This window comes from Tropicimonas marinistellae, assembly GCF_001509585.1.
GTDB lineage: Bacteria > Pseudomonadota > Alphaproteobacteria > Rhodobacterales > Rhodobacteraceae > Tropicimonas > Tropicimonas marinistellae.
In genome coordinates this window covers 17,754-34,723 of the sequence record NZ_LNCI01000008.1, presented here as the reverse complement: position 1 = coordinate 34,723, position 16,970 = coordinate 17,754, and the positions used below count along the sequence as shown (strand labels likewise).

The window sequence follows — 16,970 nt, the reverse complement described above, 5'->3', positions numbered from 1 at the left end:
GATCTACTTCACCACGAAGCGGCGGTGTTGATCCGGGATCAAGGGCGCCGGATCGTACCCGGCCGGGAAGTCCCCGGCGACATGGAGGTTCATGCCATCGTTCTTCAATTCTTGCAGGAACTGGCCGAAACCCGTCAGGTCCCGCAACCTCGGAGCCTCGGTCAAGCGGCGGGCGCCGCGCCCGCTGATCTCGTCGAGAACTTCCTGCAGGCGGTCCATCGGTGCCTCGACAAATTCCGCAAGCGACCAGATGCGAATACGGGCCTTGGCCCAGGTGGCGCGAAGAGTCTTCACATGGCCCTGCTCGATCCGTTGCAGGCGCGCCGCCTCCTTGCGAACGTCTTCGGACGTCATCTGAGCACGGAACAACCCGATCGCCCAGGCGCCGGTAATGACCGAGATCTGCGCATGTGGGTCGCCAACCATGAATGCTGTCGGATACTGGTTGTCGGCGGGGCCGAACATGAAGCACTGCCGCTCGCCGCGCGTTGCCCAGGTGAGATTGGTCAGAAAGGCACAAGGATTGTAGTCGCGCAGCGTGGCACTGTCCGATAGGCATCCATTGGCAACATCCTCGCCGCCAGCGAACTCCGCCCGTACGGGACCATAGAGATGCCCATGAACGCGGCACCCCGTCGTCTTGCTGAGCCAGCTCTCGAAGTTCTCGAACAAGTCCGAAAACCCTTCGAAGACGGAATACGGCCCACAGGATCGTCCATTCTCCCGGTCGTGGCGCGGAAAACGGCTTTGCATATAGAGGCCGGGTCGCCCCCGGACCCGCCGCTCGGCGGCTTGCGCGAAGAGCCGGTCGATCTTGCCAGGATTGGGCTCGGCATTCTTCGTGACCGCCGGGTCATTCGACAGCAGGCTGGAATAGAGGCGGTCGGCCTGTGGCCAGATTTTTCGCGCGACGAAGCAATCGGAGCGGCGAAGCAGTTGAAGGTGGTCGTCATAGAACGTGTGAGGCTTGCCCTGGAAGTCGAACTTCGCAAGCGTCAGGGATCGGCTCTCGATCCGCCACGTATGCTTGCGGGCCAGTGTCTGGAAATAACTCTCGTCGGGTATCCAGACATTTTGAAAAAACTGCTCGTATTCCTCGCGCCTGCTGTCCTCAAGGATGTTGGTCAGGGTGGCACGCGTCAGGCACCACCATTGCGATCCCAAATGGGGCACGAGCCCGTCGGGCAATGGCCGGCTGAGCCCCAGCCGGCGTTGGACTTCAACGAAGCGATCGAACAGGAAGCGCTGCCGCTTGAACGAAAAGGGAAAGCGAAGGGTGAAGCGCTCGTTGTCGAATCCGCCCTTGGACCAATCGACATCGGCAATGGTCGCGGATTCTATGAAATCGGTATGGGGCCTCGCGGCGAGGTAGGCGTTCAATTCCGGTACTGGCCGGAGTGGCAGACAGGAGCCGGATGCCAGGTACACGTGTGTGACGTCTGGAAATGCCGCGAGCATCCGCTCCGACGCGTCGATTGTCGCGCCGACGATACCCCAGGTCCCCCATTCACAACGGTGGCGGGGCGCGACGAAAAGGATGTTATCGTGCCCCGCGAGGTCAGCCTGAAACGCGTCAAAGGTCGCCGCCGGGATGGTGCTATCTGCATGGATTACCACCGGACAGCCGCTTCCGGCCCAGTGGCGCGCCACCTGTGCCGCGCGGTCGAGCGCGGTATGAACCAGCATGATGAAGCCTACGGTCACGCCCAGTTCCCCTTGGACATGAGTCCGAGAATCTCCAACTGCCGCCAATTGATGTACTTCTCGGACCACTTGTTCCAGAGCACGGCGCCGTCCTGCAGATGTTCGTTATACGCGCGATACTCGCGCCCGCCCGCGTAATGCTGGTTGCGCTCCAGTTCCTCGCTGGCCTTGTTCGCAAGCGTATCGAGGAACTTGGCGTGGAGCAGCGCGCCGGACGTCTTCTCGCCGCCGTGGTCGTCATAGACACGGTTCAGGCCGCGCGGCAGAAGCATATGGGTGGATTGCAGGTAGATGTATTCCCGCCTCCACTTCACCAACGGGATCTTGTTGAGCGAGGGCGCTGCGTCCGGATTGTCGGCGAAGAACGCGCGTGCACGCGGGCCACCCTGGATCCAGAGGTTGTGGTACTCGGGGTTGCGGGAGATGAAATAATTCCCGCTGTCGAACCAACTCGCGATCTCGAACGGATCCTGCCCTTCCATATAGCTTTCAGCGCCGATTTGGCCCTTCGGATACATGTCGATCAGCATCGCGGAAAAGCTGCGCAGACCGCAGGTATCCAGCCATCCGGTCAATGCCTGTATGGGACGGGTGTCGCAGAACGGGTAGACGAAGAACTCATCCGGGTCGACGACGAGAGTCCAGTGGCCGTGTGCGTACTTGCGCTGTAGCCAGTTCAGCCAGTCCACGCCATACCGGGCGCGTTTGTAGCCGTGATACGTGGTCCAAAGTGAAACGTCGTCCTGCTCGGCCAGAAACGCGCGGGACCCGTCGTCAGACCCGTTGTCAACCATCAGGAAATGCCCGATCCCCTGCCGACGGTAGTAATCGAGGAAATACGGCAGGCGCACCCGTTCGTTGCGCAGCGTGGTGAAGGCCAGCACGTCCTCGGGCCGAATTGCGTGGGTACGGTCGGCAACAACCTGCAATTCCCGGCGCTTGCGTTGGGCGCGCAGGCGGTATCGCTGGCGGCGCAAGCGCAGGCGATATGACTCGACGATACTCAAGTGGGTGGCGGTCCGTGTCTTCGATGGCGCGACAATGGCGGCCCCGGGTTAACAGGCGCTTTCATTGTAATTGCGCGGGCGGCTTTCATTTGTGCGAGTTCAAACCGGGTCAAGTGGTGCCTGTCGCTATGCTCTTCGCTTTTAGACATTGGTACGCGCTGGCGGGGCGGCGGTAAACTGTCGCGTTTTACCTACAACGCGGAAGGGTATGCCCCCGTCATTCCGACATGAGCCCAAGTTCCACCAGTTGCTGCCAGTTGTCGTAGCGGATCGAGCTTTCGGACCAAAGCGACGGGCGGCGAAGAATCGCGTCGTAATACCCGTCAAACCTGTGCGGTTGGCCGAAATGCTGGCGGCGCGATTTCTCGTTGGCCGAGCGTTTCAGGATGCCCGGCGCGAACTTCGTATGCAGCAGGACGCCGGATGAAACCGTGCCACCCGGCCCGTCGTACGCGTGGTTGAGCCGGGGCGGCAGCATGGCATGGGTGGAGTTCGTATACACGTAACTGCGGTTCCATCGGACCAAAGGCAGTTTGTTGAGCGTGGGGCCTCGTTCAGGCGCATTGGGAAAGAACACCCGTTCCCGAACCCCGCCCTGTACCTTCAATGCGTGGTCGCGCGGCCGGCGGCTTGTGCGGTAGGGGCCGGAATCGAACCAGTGGAGGCCCGTCAACGGATCGGGGGCGCGGCACGCTTCATCTGTCAGCGGACGCTGCGGATAGAGGTCTAGCATCAGCGCGCCCATCGCCTGTCTTCCGGATGCCTCCAGGCCCGAGCAGAGGGTGTCAAGCGGGCGCAACTCGTGGCCTGGATAGACGAGAAGTTCGTCCGCATCCACCGTGAGGCACCAGTGCCCGCCACCGTAGCGCCAGTGCAGCCAGCCGAGCCAATCCATGCCGAACCGTGACATCCGGTAGCTTGCCGTGGCGCTCCACAGGGAGACATCGGATTGCTCCGCCAGGAATTCTGTGCTGCCGTCCGCGCTCCCGTTGTCTACAACAAGGAAATGCGAAACGCCAAGTTGGCGATAATGGGTCAGGAAGTGCGGAAGACGCTGCGCCTCGTCGCGGATGGTTGTGAACGCAAGGACGCCCTTGGCGCTGATCCGCGACGTTCGGTCAGCGACCGGACGCAGAGCACGGCGTGCGTGGATCGCCCGCCACAGCAGGCGTCGCCGCTTCCACCGCATCCGGTATCCCATCCACGGCGGGATTGCTGGGTAGGTCACTCCCGGCCGGTCGTCCGGCCCGGTCATCACTTCTCGTAGTGACCGGTTTGATGCCAGCGCCAGGCATCCTCGATCATTTGCGGCATTGTCGAACGGCGCGGTTTCCAGCCAAGTTCGTCGATTGCCCGACTGCTGCCGGAAACAAGACGGGTGGCGTCGCCGGGCCGCCGGTCGCCTTCCTCGTAAGGAACCGGGCGGTTGGTGACCTGCCCGGCAGCATTCATGACTTCCCGCACCGAGAAGCCGGAGCCGGTACCGAGATTGAAGGCGCGGCTGTCTTTGCCGGCTTCCAGCCACTTCAGACCCAGAACATGCGCCTCCACGAGGTCCATCACGTGCACGTAGTCACGAATACAGGTGCCGTCTGGCGTGTCGTAGTCGGTGCCGTAGATGGTCAGCTTGTCCCGCTTGCCGTCCACCGCGTCGAGCACAATCGGGATGAGATGCGTCTCGGGCCGGTGGAACTCGCCGATCTCCGCTGCTTCGTCGCCACCCGCGACGTTGAAGTACCGGAAGATCACGTGCTTCAATTCGAAGGTCTCGCCGAAATTCGCGAGAATATCCTCAATGGCCCGTTTCGACGCGCCATAGGCGTTGATGGGCATCTGCAACGAGTTTTCGTCCAGCACGACACCGTCCTGATCGCCATAGGTGGCGCAGGTCGAGGAGAAGATGAACTTCGCGCAACCGGCCTCGACGGCCGCTTCGCAAAGGTTTACCGCACCCAGAACGTTGGAGCGCCAGTACCAGCCCGGGACCTGCATCGACTCGCCGACCTGACTCAGGGCGGCGAAATGCATGATCGCATCCGGTTTGTGTTTGGCGAACACCTCGTCCAGGCGCGCCCGGTCCAGAAGATCGCCCTTCTCAAGCGGACCGAACTTGACCGCCTCTTCCCAGCCGGTGGAAATGTTGTCGAAAACGATTGGGGTATAGCCCTCGCGGGCAAGCACCTTGCAGGCGTGCGAGCCGATATAGCCCGCACCACCCGTGACAAGGATCTTGGTCATGACGTGATCCAGTCCGTTCAGATCGCGCGCCGCCCTACTGGGCGGCGTTCTTCAATGCTGCCATCTCGGCAAGGTATTCGGAGAACTCCTCGCGAAGATCCGGGCGAGCGAGGCCAAAGGCCACAGTCGCCTGCAGGAAACCCGCCTTTGAGCCGCAGTCGAAGCGCTGGCCGCGGAAGCGGTAGCCATAGACGCCCCGTCCGGCCTCGATCTCGTCCGCGATGGCATCGGTTAGCTGAATCTCACCACCCGCGCCGGTCTTCATGCGATTGAGGTTCTCCATGACGTCCGGCGTCAGGATGTAGCGACCGATCACGGCGAGGTTGGACGGCGCGTCCTCTGCCTTGGGCTTCTCGACCATGGCCTTGACCTTCACCTTGGCGCCGTCCTCGCTTTCGATATCGAGGATCCCGTAGGCCGAAGCCTTTGCCGGTGGAACTTCCATTGCCGCCACCATGCAGCCGCCGGTCTCTTCATAGGCTTCGACCATTTGCTGCAAGCAGGACTTCTCTCCCGCGATGACGTCATCCGGCAGGATTACCGCAAAGGGCTCGTCGGCAATCAACCGGCGAGCACACCATACCGCGTGACCAAGACCGAGGGCGCGGTGCTGGCGGATGTAGGCGATGGCACCGCTTTCCATGTTGGTCTGCTGGAGCACCTCAAGCAGTTCGTCCTTGCCCTTCTTCCGCAGGGATGCTTCGAGTTCCGGGGAGGTGTCGAAATAATCCTCCAGTGCGCTCTTGCCGCGCGACGTTACAAAAATGAATTCCTTAATACCGGCAGCCCGCGCTTCGTCGATCGCATATTGGATCAGCGGACGGTCCACCAGGGTCATGATTTCCTTCGGGACAGATTTTGTCGCCGGCAGAAACCGCGTCCCCAGCCCAGCCACCGGAAACACCGCCTTAGTGACCTTTCGTTGCATGAACCTATTCCCTTTCATTCTACATTCGGACGATATACCCATTTCGCCCAGCATGACACCGCCCTATCGGTACGGCACAATACAGGTGTGAACCCTACAAGTATTTGCCTGCGGGTTCACGTGCTCAGCCGCCGCATGGCAGCGACACATGCACACATACTTGCGCTATGGGGCAAAACTTCGCCGTTATCGCGACGATTGCCGAACGGTGAGTCAATCGACACCCATCTCTGCCATCATTTCTTCCAATCGCGGCACATCCTGCGGATTGTTCAGCTCCCAGAAGAGTCGCCCGCGCGCTTCAACCTCGACACAGAGAACATATCGTCCGTTCTCGAGAAACCGCAACTGCTCCAGTCCTTCGAGTCGCTCAAGTGGTCCATGCGGCCACGATGGGTATGTGGCCAGCGCCGCCGCCCGATAGGCGTAAACGCCAACATGGTGAAAGACGGGCGTCTCCGCCTCCGGTGCATAGACAGTTGCCGTGTAGGGCACGACTTCCTTCGAGAAGTACAATGCACGTTGAAACCTGTCAAAGACGGCGGTCGTGCCACCCACCCGGCCGGCAGCGCGGTCGTCCTTCAAGTTGGCAAGCGCGCGACCGTCGCAGCGAAGCACCGGTGTGGCGATTTCCGCCTCCTGATCGGCGCGGAGCCCGGCGACAAGATCACTGATGAACCAGGTCGGGGTAAGCGGAGCATCGCCCTGTAGGTTCACGACGATCTCGTAGTCGCCGCCAATGCGGGCGTGCGCCTCGGCGCAACGTTCAGTCCCGTTGGCGCAGGCCGGAGATGTCATGACAACTTCCGCGCCGAAAGCCTCGGCCTCCGCCCGGATCCGTGTGTCGTCCGTTGCCACAACAACCCGGTCCACGCCGTCAACGGCGATCGCAGCTTCCCAACTCCGCTGGATCAGGGTCCGGGATTGGCCGCTCGCGCCTTTCAGCGGTACCAGCGGCTTGCCGGGGTATCGATGCGAGGCATAGCGGGCGGGGATGGCAATCAGCACGCTCATGAGGCGGGCTTCAGCTCGACACCTGGTGCGAACGCAATGAAGAACGGGTTCTCGTAGCCGGACTTTCCATAAGTGAAGTCTGTATGGTCGTCGAAGCGAACCATCTTGCCGCCAGCCCCCCTCAAGACGGCATCGGCCGCGGCCGTGTCCCACTCCATCGTGCGTCCGAGCCGCGGGTAAAGATCGGCTTCGCCGGCCGCCACGAGACAGAACTTCAGGGATGAACCCGCGGACGTCATGTCCTTCACGTCGTACTTTGCAATGTAATCGTCCGTGGCCTGATCGCGGTGCGATTTCGAAGCCACGACCATCAATGCCGCGTTATCCGGAGCGGTGACCTTGATCGGTTTCACGGGTCCGGCCTCGTCCTTGCCGAACTCGCCGGTCTCCTCGACCGACTGCCCCGAGGCATCCGTGTAGAACAGGCGCCCCTTGGCGGGGGCATAGACCACACCGCGCACAGGCGTACCGTTTTCCACATAGGCGATGTTCACGGTGAACTCGCCGCGGCGCTTGACAAATTCCTTGGTTCCATCAAGCGGATCGACGATCAGGAAGCTCTCGGCACTCTCGCTGTGGGACGCCGCTTGTTCTTCCGTCACCACCAAGACGCCCGGAAATGCCTCTGCCAATCCCTCGGCAATCAACGCATCGGCGGCTTCGTCGGCCTCCGTCACCGGGCTGTCGTCGGATTTGGCCCGAACCTCGAAATCCTCGGAGTTGTAGATCTCCATGATCCGGTCGCCCGCTTCCAGCGCCAGGCGCCGGATAACTGTGGTCAGGCGGTCATAATCCATACTCGGTCTCCTTGAAGCAGGCGAATTCTTTGCAATGACTGATCGCGCCCCTTATCGTCACGGTTCAAGGGAACGGCAAGATTTCCGTGCGAGAAAGTCCCGAACCCCGGCGAAACAGCGGCAATTCACCCCACATGTTCCGAGCCACGACTGCCACATCGCCCATCGGTTCAGCCACTCGGCTGGCGGAGCTCGTGTATCACGCGACCGTGCGAGAATTGCGCAAGGACCACGGGAACGCGCTGGTCGGGCTGATGATGAACATGATGCAGACGGTGATATTCGTGCTCACCTTCTACCTCATGTACGAGCTGATCGGTTGGCGTGGGGCGGCCATCCGGGGCGATTTCATGCTCTACATCATGTCGGGGATTTTCCTGTTCATGACCCACACCAAGGCCATGGGCGCCGTGGTGGGGTCGGAGGGGCCGGCCTCTCCGATGATGAAACATGCGCCAATGAACACCGCTGTCGCGATTGCCGCCGCGGCGCTGGCCTCGCTCTACATCCAGATTCTGTCGATGATCGTCGTGCTGACGATCTACCACGTCGCGTTCAACCCGGTGCATATCCACCAGCCGGCCGGCGCTATTGGCATGGTTCTTTTGTCATGGTTCTCCGGTGTCGCGATCGGCCTGATCTTCCTATCGGTCAAGCCCTGGTTTCCCGGCTTCGTCAAGGTACTGACCAACGTTTACTCCCGCGCCAACATGATCGCTTCAGGAAAGATGTTCGTGGCCAACCAGATGTCGAGCTACATGCTGAGCTTCTTCGCCTGGAATCCGCTCTTTCACACGATCGATCAGTGTCGCGGGTTCATCTTCCTCAACTACAATCCGCATTACTCAAGCATCCTCTACCCGATTGGTGTCAGTGTCGGGCTGATTTTCATCGGCCTGCTGGGGGAGTTTTATACCCGAAAGAACGCATCGTTGAGTTGGCAGGCCAAGCGATAGGCGCAGGTCGGTGCCCTGACCTGCGCTAGTGGGGGCCACCCTTGCGTCTGTCGGGCTGAGGGGTCAAATGGGCGTGCCTTCTCCCCAAAGGAAATCCCGTGTTCGCACCACTTGCATCGCTGTTGCCGATCTACCTTCTGATCCTGCTCGGTTACCTCTCTATCCGCAGCCGCCTTTTTTCGGCGGATGCGCTGCCGCACATCAGCCGTTTCACGCTTTATATCTGTATCCCGGTTCTCGTGGCTTCCGCGGTCTCGAGGGTTGGCAGTCCGAAAGACTTCAACTGGCAGTTCATTGCCGGATACGGTCTCGCGTCCTTCGCGGTCATTTTCCTGGGCGCGCTCGCGATGCGGCGTTTCTTTGGGTTCGGCCCGGGACGGTCCTGGGTCATCGCGCTGGGGATGGGAAATTCCAACAGTCTTTTCCTTGGCTTGCCTATTGCGCTCATCCTCATTCCGGACCGTGTGGACATGCTCGTTGCATGGGTCGTCATGACGGAGAATGTCCTGACCATTCCGCTTGCAGCCACCATGGCCGATGTTGTTGCGCAAACCCACCCGATGAGCTTCCGCGAGGCGGTTGGCGACACGTTGCGACGCATGGTCCGAAGCCCCGTGCTGATCGGGCTTGCGGTGGGTCTGCTGTGCGCGGCCAGCGGGCTGGGTCTGCCGGCGCCGTTCGAGAAAACGCGCGGATTGATCGTTGCCGCCGCTCCGGTTCTGGCGCTTTTTGTGGTCGGCGGGAATATGGCGCTCTCCCGTGTCACCGAGGTTGGCGGGCCGGTTCTGACGGTTGTGATTGCCAAGCTGCTGATTCACCCGGCGGCGGTTTTCGGAACTCTTCTTGTTCTTCCGGGCGTGCCGACCGACCTCGCGATCGGCGGCCTGATCTTCGCCTGCGTGCCGATGCTGGCGATCTATCCCATCTTTGCGGCCCGTCATGGTGCGGAGCGCGTTGCATCCTCCGCCATGGGGGCCGCAACACTTGCGGGCGCAGTCACGGTCGGTGCCATTGTCGTTTTGTTGCACTGATGGGTGGCACTCCCCACGGGCACCGTGGGCGGTTGCGTGCCCGGCCGTCTTGCGGTTGAGTTCGAGCATCCTTCGCGTGACGAGGCCTCGCCATGAACCCTATTCACTGCCAGAACGGATGTCTGTGAGGTGATGTCCCGTGCCTGGCTTCTGACGCTTTTCCGAGATATGCGGGCCAGCTACTGGTTCCTGCCGTTGGTGCTGCTCGTGGCGTCGCAAGTCTTGGTCTTTGCGGCGGGCTGGCTTGACCGAGCCTATCCCAACGCGGGCCCGGTGTTCTTGCCGGCAGTATTCCACGATACGCAGGCCGAGGGCGCACGCGCCTTGCTTTCGTTGATGGCAAGCTCGGTGATCGGTGTCACCGGCGTGATGTTCTCCCTGACGATGGTGGCGGTTTCGTTTGCCTCCGGCAATTTCGGCCCGCGGCTGGTGACAAATTTCATGCGAGACCGCGGAAACCAGTGGTCGCTTGGCTTGCTGATCGCCACCTTCGCCTTCTGCCTTCAGGCGCTTCGTATCGTCAAAGGGCCCGATGAACCGGTTTTCGTGCCGCATCTCGTGCTCGCGATTGCGATGCTGCTAACCTTCGTCTCGGTCGTCGTGATGATCTATTTCATTCACCATGTGCCCGAGACGATCAATGTCAGCAACATCACGGCAGGTCTGAGCCGCCGGTTGGAGGCGGCCATCGCGCGAGAGGTCCGTGCAACCCCGGGTCCGCAGCCCGCAGAGGAGCCGATCGGAGAGTGCCTTGTGCGTCTTTGCCTGGGGCAATCGGGCTACATCCGCACCCTGGACGCCGACCGCGTGGAGGCACTGCGTGAGCAGCACGGCTGGCATGTGCGCTTGCGCGCGCAGCCCGGTGACTTCGTGTCCCGCAACGACGCGGTGCTCGATATTCATGCCGGTTCGGCGGATACGCCCCCGGACTCACGCGCCTGCGACGCACTCCGGGCCTGTTTCGCGGTGGGAGACAGCCGGACGGAGGATCAGAATCCGCTATTTCTGGCCGATCAACTCGTGGAGATCGCCGTACGTGCCCTCTCACCTGGCATCAACGATCCGTTCACGGCACGCGATTGTCTCAACCGGATGTACGCCGCGCTCGACCTGGCACTCACTTTCGATGGCGGGTTGGACAGCCGTTCGGTCGGCCCGATGGGACGCAAGCGTCTGACCGTCGATTCTCTGCTGGCATGCACGTTCGGCGCGGCGTTGCCCTACGCGGCGCAGGATCCGATGGCACGTGCGCACATGGACGATCTCCTGCATATGCTCAGTCTCAAGGCGCGCAGCGATCAAGAACGCGGCGCAATCGAGGAGATGCAGGAAAGCCTGCAGGCGATGGTGGCGTGAATCGGTGGTGATCGTTCGCAGGCATCACAAACTCGCAACGAACCCTTGCACGAAATCGGCCACCCGTTTCCGCATGTCGGCATCGGTCAGGTTGCCGTTGGAATCGAAGAGGTCGCGTGCCCGTCCGACCATGAGGCGCCCCTCGAACCACGGCCGTGTCTTGAGCGTTCGGAGTACCGGCCACCAGGCGTCCTGCGCCAGAACCGTTCCGTAGGTCATCGGCGACGCGCCCATTACCGCAACGGGTTTGCCAACGAAGGCATCCGCGCCCTTTCCGCTGGCCATCCAGTCAATCGCATTCTTGAAAACTCCCGGAATGCCGTTGTTGTATTCCGGGGTGCTGAGCAAAAATCCGTCCGCGGCGGAGAGGTGCGTGCGCAGGCGTTCCACGGCCTCAGGTGTGCCGAACTCTGCCTCGTCGTCACCGTTGTAAAGGGGGACGCCCTCGATCGTACCGATCACCATTTTCGTGCCCTCCGGCATTGCATCCGAAGCGGCCCGCAGCAGACCGGTATTGAACGATGCCTTCCGCAGGCTCCCCGATAGCCCGAGAATGGTTGTCATGGTTGCGTCCTTTCGCTCGTGTCTCGCCCGGCGGTGTTCTCACCGTTCCACGACGTAGGGTAGGGAACCGCGATGACCAACCCGAAAGCCAGCCCATTAAATCGCGCCCGGATCACGCGCGGGCAACCCGCAGTGTGAGATTGATCCGCCCACCGCTGGCCAGCAGATCCGATGAACCGGCCCGGATCCGGTCGATCCCGTGGTAGACCAGCCGCGCCTCGCCGCCCATGACCAGGACGTCGCCGGAGGACAGCCACACCGATTCGGTCTTTCCGCCACGGGTGAGATTGCCGATGCGGAAGAGCGCGTCGTCTCCCAGCGAGATCGATACGACGGGCTGGTCGAAATCCGCTTCGTCGCGGTCCTGGTGCATGCCCATGCGGGCGGTTCCGTCGTAGTAGTTGATCAGGCAGGTATCGGCCTGGCGTTCGGTCCCGGCGACAGCGTCCCAAATTGCGAGCACGCTCTCGGGAATCGGTGGCCAGGCCATGCCCTTCGGGTGGGTTTCCTGATATCGGTATCCGCGGCGGTCGCTGACCCAGCCTACGGACCCTGTGGAGGTCATCCGCACCGACATAGCCTGGCCGCGTGGCGTCTCCGGCCGGAAGAGCGGTGCATCGGCGACGACCCGGCGCAAGTCCTCTACCATGGCAGTCTGTGCCGAACGATCCAGAAGGCGCTGATAGAGTGCGACGCCGCGAATCGTCAGCGTGGGCGTGGATTGCGAGGATACTGGCACTTTCTTCATGATTTCCCACCATACCTGCTGCGCATGGCGGCTTGCAGGGTCAATTATCCAATCCTATATACGCCGGGATGCTCGGCCGGGCACGTGTCCGGTCAAACTGGGATAGGGGCACGGGAGCCTGACAGGGCCCGAGCCCCAGTAAATCGCCAAGAGAGGTAGTAAGCATATGGCCAAAGTCATCGGTATCGACCTCGGTACGACGAACAGCTGCGTTGCCATCATGGACGGGTCGCAGCCCCGCGTGATCGAGAATGCCGAAGGCGCGCGCACGACTCCGTCGATCGTCGCCTTCACCGAAAACGAACGTCTCGTCGGTCAGCCCGCAAAACGGCAGGCCGTCACCAACCCCGAAAACACCATCTTCGCTGTCAAGCGCCTGATCGGTCGCCGCGAGGATGATCCGGCGGTCGCCAAGGACCGGAAGATCGTCCCGTACAACATCGTGGACGGCGGCAATGGCGACGCCTGGGTTGAAGCCCGTGGCGAGAAGTACTCCCCGTCGCAAATCTCGGCCTTCATTCTGCAGAAGATGAAGGAGACTGCCGAGTCGTATCTGGGTGAGGACGTCAGCCAGGCTGTCATCACCGTCCCGGCCTATTTCAACGATGCCCAGCGTCAGGCCACCAAGGACGCCGGGAAGATCGCCGGTCTCGAAGTGCTGCGGATCATCAACGAGCCGACCGCGGCTGCGTTGGCCTATGGTCTCGACAAGGAAGAGACCAAGACGATCGCCGTCTATGACCTCGGCGGCGGCACCTTCGACGTGACGATCCTGGAGATCGACGAGGGCCTCTTCGAAGTGAAATCCACCAACGGCGACACGTTCCTCGGCGGTGAAGACTTCGACATGCGGATCGTCCAGTACCTCGCCGACGAGTTCAAGAAAGAGCACGGTGTCGATCTGTCGAAGGACAAGATGGCCCTGCAGCGTCTGAAGGAAGCTGCCGAGAAGGCCAAGATCGAGCTCTCGTCGAGCCAGCAGACCGAGATCAACCAGCCCTTCATCTCGATGGACCCCAACGGCGGCACGCCGCTGCACATGGTGATGAAGCTGACCCGCGCGAAGCTGGAAAGCCTCGTGGGCGACCTGATCAAGAAGTCGATCAAGCCCTGCCAGGCCGCGCTCAAGGATGCCGGTATCTCGGTGGGCGACATCGACGAGGTCGTGCTTGTCGGCGGCATGACGCGCATGCCCAAAGTCGTGGAAGAGGTTACCAAGTTCTTCGGCAAGGAGCCGCACAAGGGCGTGAACCCCGACGAGGTAGTCGCCGCTGGTGCCGCGATTCAGGCCGGCGTGCTGCAGGGTGACGTCAAGGACGTGGTCCTTCTCGACGTGACGCCGCTCAGCCTGGGTATCGAGACTCTGGGTGGTGTGTTCACCCGCCTGATCGACCGCAACACCACGATCCCGACCAAGAAGAGCCAGATCTTCTCCACCGCCGAGGACAACCAGAACGCGGTGACGATCCGGGTGTTCCAGGGCGAGCGCGAGATGGCCGCGGACAACAAGCTCCTGGGCCAGTTCAACCTTGAGGACATCCCGCCGGCACCGCGCGGCATGCCGCAGATCGAAGTGACCTTCGACATCGACGCCAACGGCATCGTGTCGGTCTCCGCCAAGGACAAGGGCACCGGCAAGGAGCAGAACATCACGATCCAGGCCTCCGGCGGTCTCTCCGACGACGAGATCGACCAGATGGTCAAGGACGCCGAGGCGAACGCCGAAGCGGACAAGGAGAAGAAGGAACTGGTCGAGGCGAAAAACCAGGGCGAGAGCCTGCTGCACTCGACCAAGAAGTCTCTGGCCGATCACTCCGACAAGGTCGATCCGTCGACGGTCGAGGCAATCGAACTTGCCATGGGGCCGCTCGAAGAGGCGCTGGAAGGCGAGGACCTGGGCAAGATCAAGTCCGGTATCCAGAACCTGACCGAGGCCGCGATGAAACTCGGCGAGGCGATCTACAAGGCCGAGCAGGAGAAGGCTGGCGAGGCCGCGCCCGAGGGCGAGGATGAGCCGCACGGTGTCGACGAAGACATCGTGGATGCCGACTTCGAGGATCTTGGCGACGAAAAGCGCTAAGCGCCGGAACCCTCTCACGGAGCCGGTCCGGGAAACCGGGCCGGCTCGCGTGTTGGAGGCAAGAGGATAACCGATGGCAAAACGTGACTTTTACGAGGTGCTGGGCGTTGCGCGTGGAGCCTCGGAGGCAGACATCAAGAAAGCCTACCGCCGCAAGGCGCGCGAGCTTCACCCCGACAGCAATTCCGACAATCCCAATGCCGAGGCCCAGTTCAAGGAAGTGAACGAGGCCTACGATGTCCTGAAGGATGCCGAGAAGAAGGCGGCCTATGACCGGTTCGGACACGCGGCCTTCGAGGGCGGTATGGGTGGCGGCGGCGGTGCCCGCGGCGGCTTCAACCAGCAAGGCGATTTCGCCTCGGCCTTTTCCGACGTCTTCGATGACCTCTTCGGGGATTTCATGGGTGGCCAGCGGGGCGGCGGCGGCCCGCGCCAGCGTGCTGCGCGTGGGTCCGACCTTCGCTACAACCTTCGGGTGTCCCTGGAGGAAGCCTATACCGGCGTCCAGAAAACGATCAGCGTGCCCACGTCGGTCGCCTGTTCCGTTTGTTCCGGAACGGGCGCCGAGGGCGGCGCGGAGCCTGTGTCCTGCCCGACCTGCTCGGGGATGGGCAAGGTGCGTGCGCAGCAGGGGTTTTTCACCGTCGAGCGCACCTGTCCCACCTGCAACGGCCTCGGTCAGATCATCAAGAACCCCTGCCAGACCTGCAAGGGCAGCGGCCGGACGGAGAAGGAGCGCTCGCTCTCGGTCAATATCCCGGCAGGCGTGGAAACCGGAACGCGGATTCGCCTTGCCGGCGAAGGCGATGCCGGTACCCGCGGCGGGCCATCGGGCGATCTCTACATCTTCATCGACGTGGCCGAACACGACCTGTTCAAGCGCGACGCACAGCACCTTTTCTGCCATGTGCCCGTGAGTTTCACCTCGGCTGCCCTAGGCGGCGACATAGAGGTGCCCACCATCGACGGCGGCCGCAGCCGGGTGAAGGTGCCCGCCGGGTCTCAGACGGGCAAACAGATGCGTCTGCGCGGCAAGGGCATGCCGGCCCTGCGGGGCGCGGGACTGGGCGATATGTTCATTGAACTGGTGGTCGAGACCCCGGTAAACCTGTCAGCCCGCCAGAAGGAGCTCTTGCGCGAGTTCGAGGAGTTGAGCGCGGAGAACAACCCGCGCTCGTCCAACTTCTTCTCGCGGGTGAAGAGCTTCTGGGACGAGATGAAAAGCTGATGATGCCAGCGCCTTCAGAGGCCGACGGAAGGTACGAAAGCCTCTGAAGCCGCAATCCGGCGAAGTTTCAAAGGTCGCCCGTCTTCATTTCAGAGCGACTTCCGACGCCTCAACGTCCTCTTCCTTTTCAAGGGCGTCGTCTTCGTCCAACACTTCCGGGTCCTCGGCGCTCGTGTCATCCAAGTCGGTCGTCGCTTGAATGGCCCTGTAGTCGTCGATCAAACCGTCATGGTCGTCGACACCAAGCCGCGCTGCGACCCAATCCTCCATTTCCTGCGTGAGATCCTCGTCGGCGACCGGGCCAGCCCCCGTCGAATTCAGGGAATCCACCATCGCTTGACGCATGACCTCCTCCGAGGCCGCTTCCGACGTTCGGGTCGCCGTCTCCTCGGCCGCCGTCAACGTTTCACTGTCGGATTGAAGCTGCTTCGCCGTGGCGACGGCCTCCGTCAGCTTCGCGTTTTCCTCTTTCCAGGTTTCATATTCACTTTCCCATTCCGAATGTGCCTCTAGCCACTTGGGATAGAGGTCATCGTATTCGGGGTCCGTTTCCGCCGGAGGCATCGGTTCCTCGGGTGCGATATGTGCATCGGCAAGCGCTTCGAGAGCGCTCAGCGCGTCTGCCGGATCTTCGGGGAGCTCATATGCGGCCGCGATCTCATCGTAGTCGGCCTGCGTCATGGCAAGCGCCGCTATTGCGCGTTCCAGCTCTTCCTGCGCCACCTCGTTCTCCGCACTGGCGATGATGAAGTCCCGGAACGGGTCCATCTTCGCGTCCTTGCCGTTCATCATTCCGTTGATGTTGCGACTGAGGGAATTGAGGCTCTTGAGGTCCGACGCGAGCGCCCCGCCTGCCATCGCCATTGCCGGTCGCTTCATGGGTTTTAGCGTTTTCTCAGGCGCGCTCCTTCGCACCGACGCGGTTTTTACGGCCCCTGTCCGCTTGGACAGTTTCTTTTCTGGGCGCTCTGTCGCTGTCGGCTTCCCAGAAAGAGCACTCCGGATTTTAACGAAGGGGTTTTTGCCGCTCTTCGTGCGATCTGCCTTGGTCGAGCCACCGGATTTGCCGGACTTCGATGCTTTCGTGCGGGATGACTTCTCGCTCTTTCCGCCCTTCGACTTTTCGGACTTGCTTGATTTACCGCTACCGCCCCCCTTGCCGTTGTTCTCCCCCTTTTTGGCATAGGCGGCACCGTGGTCGCCCAGATCCAGCACGCCTTGGCCGCCCATCGCGACCGGCAGCCCAAGTATCACCACGGCTGTCAGAACAGATTTCCACGTATGCATCGGCTCACTCCACTCCTTCCCCCGAGATCTGT

At 61.8% G+C, this 16,970-nt stretch carries 15 protein-coding genes; 5 read left to right on the top strand and 10 right to left on the bottom strand.

Annotated features, from left to right (window positions below; translation table 11 throughout):
• Positions 1-3: 3 nt before the first annotated feature.
• The 7 genes from ARC39_RS17200 to cysQ form a co-directional block, all read right to left on the bottom strand.
• On the bottom strand, positions 4-1,704 hold the full coding sequence (locus tag ARC39_RS17200; protein WP_068116085.1) for a DUF5927 domain-containing protein: 1,701 nt from the start codon (positions 1,702-1,704) through the stop codon (positions 4-6).
• On the bottom strand, positions 1,701-2,711 hold the full coding sequence (locus ARC39_RS17195) for a glycosyltransferase family 2 protein (protein WP_068116084.1): 1,011 nt from the start codon (positions 2,709-2,711) through the stop codon (positions 1,701-1,703). The genes ARC39_RS17200 and ARC39_RS17195 overlap by 4 nt, the downstream gene beginning before the upstream one ends.
• 217 nt (positions 2,712-2,928) lie before the next feature.
• Positions 2,929-3,966 (bottom strand): glycosyltransferase family 2 protein, encoded by a 1,038-nt coding sequence (locus ARC39_RS17190; protein WP_068116083.1) that lies wholly within the window; start codon positions 3,964-3,966, stop codon positions 2,929-2,931.
• The gene (gene galE, locus ARC39_RS17185) at positions 3,966-4,949 is read right to left on the bottom strand and encodes a UDP-glucose 4-epimerase GalE (protein ID WP_068116082.1); all 984 of its coding nucleotides are present in this window, start codon (positions 4,947-4,949) and stop codon (positions 3,966-3,968) included. Before galE ends, ARC39_RS17190 begins: the two co-directional genes overlap by 1 nt.
• 34 nt (positions 4,950-4,983) lie before the next feature.
• The gene (gene galU, locus ARC39_RS17180; RefSeq protein WP_068116081.1) at positions 4,984-5,877 is read right to left on the bottom strand and encodes a UTP--glucose-1-phosphate uridylyltransferase GalU; all 894 of its coding nucleotides are present in this window, start codon (positions 5,875-5,877) and stop codon (positions 4,984-4,986) included.
• A 213-nt stretch (positions 5,878-6,090) separates the two neighbouring features.
• On the bottom strand, positions 6,091-6,891 hold the full coding sequence (locus ARC39_RS17175; protein WP_068116080.1) for a 3-deoxy-manno-octulosonate cytidylyltransferase: 801 nt from the start codon (positions 6,889-6,891) through the stop codon (positions 6,091-6,093).
• Positions 6,888-7,688, bottom strand: a complete 801-nt coding sequence (gene cysQ, locus ARC39_RS17170) for a 3'(2'),5'-bisphosphate nucleotidase CysQ (RefSeq protein ID WP_068116079.1) — start codon at positions 7,686-7,688, stop codon at positions 6,888-6,890. Before cysQ ends, ARC39_RS17175 begins: the two co-directional genes overlap by 4 nt.
• Positions 7,689-7,822: 134 nt before the next feature.
• On the opposite strand from cysQ, the gene ARC39_RS17165 reads away from it, so the two are divergent.
• The 3 genes from ARC39_RS17165 to ARC39_RS17155 all read left to right on the top strand — a co-directional run bounded on the left by ARC39_RS17165 (position 7,823) and on the right by ARC39_RS17155 (position 11,031).
• Entirely contained in the window at positions 7,823-8,644 is an 822-nt protein-coding gene (locus tag ARC39_RS17165; RefSeq protein WP_068116078.1) for an ABC transporter permease, read from the top strand.
• Positions 8,645-8,742: 98 nt separating this feature from the next.
• Positions 8,743-9,675 carry an AEC family transporter gene (locus tag ARC39_RS17160; RefSeq protein ID WP_068116077.1) on the top strand — a complete coding sequence of 311 codons (933 nt, stop codon included), beginning with the start codon at positions 8,743-8,745 and terminating at the stop codon, positions 9,673-9,675.
• Between the two features lie 132 nt (positions 9,676-9,807).
• On the top strand, positions 9,808-11,031 hold the full coding sequence (locus ARC39_RS17155) for a DUF2254 domain-containing protein (RefSeq protein ID WP_068116076.1): 1,224 nt from the start codon (positions 9,808-9,810) through the stop codon (positions 11,029-11,031).
• Between the two features lie 24 nt (positions 11,032-11,055).
• Here the strand turns inward: ARC39_RS17155 and ARC39_RS17150 are convergent, their stop codons facing one another.
• Both ARC39_RS17150 and ARC39_RS17145 read right to left on the bottom strand, forming a co-directional pair.
• A complete protein-coding gene (locus ARC39_RS17150; RefSeq protein ID WP_068116075.1) occupies positions 11,056-11,595 on the bottom strand; it encodes an NADPH-dependent FMN reductase in 540 nt (179 codons plus the stop codon).
• Between the two features lie 112 nt (positions 11,596-11,707).
• Complete coding sequence (locus ARC39_RS17145; RefSeq protein ID WP_068116074.1) at positions 11,708-12,343, bottom strand: alpha-ketoglutarate-dependent dioxygenase AlkB family protein; 636 nt, start codon at positions 12,341-12,343, stop codon at positions 11,708-11,710.
• A gap of 166 nt (positions 12,344-12,509) precedes the next feature.
• Between ARC39_RS17145 and dnaK the strand changes: the two genes are divergently transcribed.
• Together dnaK and dnaJ are read left to right on the top strand one after the other, a co-directional pair.
• The gene (dnaK, locus tag ARC39_RS17140; protein WP_068116073.1) at positions 12,510-14,423 is read left to right on the top strand and encodes a molecular chaperone DnaK; all 1,914 of its coding nucleotides are present in this window, start codon (positions 12,510-12,512) and stop codon (positions 14,421-14,423) included.
• A 73-nt stretch (positions 14,424-14,496) separates the two neighbouring features.
• Positions 14,497-15,651 carry a molecular chaperone DnaJ gene (gene dnaJ / locus ARC39_RS17135; protein WP_068116072.1) on the top strand — a complete coding sequence of 385 codons (1,155 nt, stop codon included), beginning with the start codon at positions 14,497-14,499 and terminating at the stop codon, positions 15,649-15,651.
• Between the two features lie 84 nt (positions 15,652-15,735).
• Here the strand turns inward: dnaJ and ARC39_RS17130 are convergent, their stop codons facing one another.
• Positions 15,736-16,938, bottom strand: a complete 1,203-nt coding sequence (locus ARC39_RS17130; RefSeq protein ID WP_068116071.1) for a hypothetical protein — start codon at positions 16,936-16,938, stop codon at positions 15,736-15,738.
• Positions 16,939-16,970: the final 32 nt, after the last annotated feature.

What these genes read in the sequence shown, in the direction of transcription:
- ARC39_RS17175 (WP_068116080.1), bottom strand. Translation starts at nt 6,891, where the DNA reads ATGAGCGTGCTGATTGCCATCCCCGCCCGCTATGCCTCGCATCGATAC.
- ARC39_RS17190 (WP_068116083.1), bottom strand. Translation starts at nt 3,966, where the DNA reads ATGACCGGGCCGGACGACCGGCCGGGAGTGACCTACCCAGCAATCCCG.
- ARC39_RS17145 (WP_068116074.1), bottom strand. Translation starts at nt 12,343, where the DNA reads ATGAAGAAAGTGCCAGTATCCTCGCAATCCACGCCCACGCTGACGATT.
- galE (WP_068116082.1), bottom strand. Translation starts at nt 4,949, where the DNA reads ATGACCAAGATCCTTGTCACGGGTGGTGCGGGCTATATCGGCTCGCAC.
- galU (WP_068116081.1), bottom strand. Translation starts at nt 5,877, where the DNA reads ATGCAACGAAAGGTCACTAAGGCGGTGTTTCCGGTGGCTGGGCTGGGG.
- dnaK (WP_068116073.1), top strand. Translation starts at nt 12,510, where the DNA reads ATGGCCAAAGTCATCGGTATCGACCTCGGTACGACGAACAGCTGCGTT.
- ARC39_RS17130 (WP_068116071.1), bottom strand. Translation starts at nt 16,938, where the DNA reads ATGCATACGTGGAAATCTGTTCTGACAGCCGTGGTGATACTTGGGCTG.
- dnaJ (WP_068116072.1), top strand. Translation starts at nt 14,497, where the DNA reads ATGGCAAAACGTGACTTTTACGAGGTGCTGGGCGTTGCGCGTGGAGCC.
- ARC39_RS17150 (WP_068116075.1), bottom strand. Translation starts at nt 11,595, where the DNA reads ATGACAACCATTCTCGGGCTATCGGGGAGCCTGCGGAAGGCATCGTTC.
- cysQ (WP_068116079.1), bottom strand. Translation starts at nt 7,688, where the DNA reads ATGGATTATGACCGCCTGACCACAGTTATCCGGCGCCTGGCGCTGGAA.
- ARC39_RS17155 (WP_068116076.1), top strand. Translation starts at nt 9,808, where the DNA reads ATGTCCCGTGCCTGGCTTCTGACGCTTTTCCGAGATATGCGGGCCAGC.
- ARC39_RS17165 (WP_068116078.1), top strand. Translation starts at nt 7,823, where the DNA reads ATGTTCCGAGCCACGACTGCCACATCGCCCATCGGTTCAGCCACTCGG.